The 1,601-nt window shown below is 40.8% G+C and carries 1 protein-coding gene; it reads left to right on the forward strand.

Going from position 1 to position 1,601, the window contains the following annotated elements:
* Positions 1–136 precede the first annotated feature (136 nt).
* Positions 137–1,510: an IS4 family transposase gene (locus D5281_RS24855; RefSeq protein WP_160562523.1), complete on the forward strand. Its 1,374-nt coding sequence runs from the start codon at positions 137–139 to the stop codon at positions 1,508–1,510.
* The last annotated feature ends 91 nt before the right edge of the window (positions 1,511–1,601 follow it).

A 1,601-nucleotide genomic window follows, 5' to 3' on the forward strand; every position in this document is an offset into this window, starting at 1 on the left:
ACTCAAACTTCGCACTTGAATAAGTGCCTATGCACCTTGAAAATTCAATAAAAACTGGCAATAAAATAGCATGAAACACTCTATTTTTGGTATAATTGAATTGTTCAGAAACAACATACCAACGGAGGCTCATGCTATGAATAACAGTATAACACAAGACAACCAGAATGATAACCAGATTTCTAAAACGATCAAAAGATTTTTTGCCAGATTCCATGTGACGTCTGCCCTGAAAACGGCGGGCGCTTATCATAAGAAAGGTACACCTGTGATACAGATTTTTCAGTATCTGTTTCTTCTGATCTTTTCAAACAGAAGCATGTACATGAATCTGCTGTCGGGAAGAAATACTCCGGCTTTTGCTAAAGATACGGTATACCGCTTTATGAAATCAACACAGATCAACTGGATCAGGTTTACAACGATACTTGCATCAAGAATTATCAAGGATGCCGTTGTCCCACTGAATAATGCAGACAGGGAAAATGTTCTCTGCATTGATGATTCTATGTTTGAAAGAAACCGCTCCAAGAAGGTGGAACTCCTTGCAAAAACTTACGACCATGCAAAACATGCCTATAAGTTTGGGTTCCGCATGCTAACCCTGGGATGGACTGACGGAAGTACGTTTCTTCCGGTCAACAGCATCCTTTTATCCACGGATAATAAGAAAAACCGTGTGAATGAAGCCGCCTGCCTCGATAAAAGAACCGTTGGTTATAAGCGCCGCAAACTTTCTATGACCAAAGGGACGGAAGCTATGTTGGAACTTCTGAAAGCCGCTAAAACAGTGGGGATTCCTGCAAAATATGTCCTCTTTGACAGCTGGTTTTCTTCTCCCAAATCGCTTCATGCTGTAAAAAATCTTGGCTATGAAGTGATTGGAATGATTAAGAAAACCCCGAAAATGTTTTTACGATACAATGGAGAAGAACTCTCCCTTATTGATATCTACAAGAAAAACAAAAAACGCAGGGGATGTTCCAGATACCTCTTATCGGTGGATGTGGAAGTCATTAAAAACGGGGAAGCGATCCCGGCCAGGGTTGTATATGTCCGCAACCGGAATAAGCGCAAGGAATACCTCTGCCTCATCACAACAGATACATCCTTATGTGAAGATGAAATCATTCGCCTTTATGGAAAACGCTGGGATATCGAAGTATTCTTCAAAGTCTGCAAGAGTTATCTCAGGCTCAGTAAAGAATGCCATTGCCTTTCTTTTGATGCAATGACCGCCCATACGGCAGTTGTTTTTACCAGGTATATGATGCTGTCCATCGAAAACAGGGAATTAAACGACAGCCGCTCACTTGGAGAACTGTTTGTGTACTTTGCTGATGAAATGTCTGACATCACATGGATGCAGGCATTTCAAATGCTGCTTCAAATGTTCCGGAAACTTTTAGAGGAACACTGTGATTTTGTTGATGAAAAGATAGATGAACTGGTTGACACTTTCATCAACACCTTACCATCCCTGCTACAATCCCAATTAGCAGCAGCATAGTGTACCAAAAGGCTGTTCTTTGATAATTGAATCATTGCCAGATATTGAGTTTTCAAGGTGCATAGCTAAAATCTATGTGCGAAGTTTGAGT

Origin of the sequence: Parablautia muri, assembly GCF_009917485.1 — a bacterium.
GTDB classification, from domain to species: domain Bacteria; phylum Bacillota; class Clostridia; order Lachnospirales; family Lachnospiraceae; genus Suilimivivens; species Suilimivivens muri.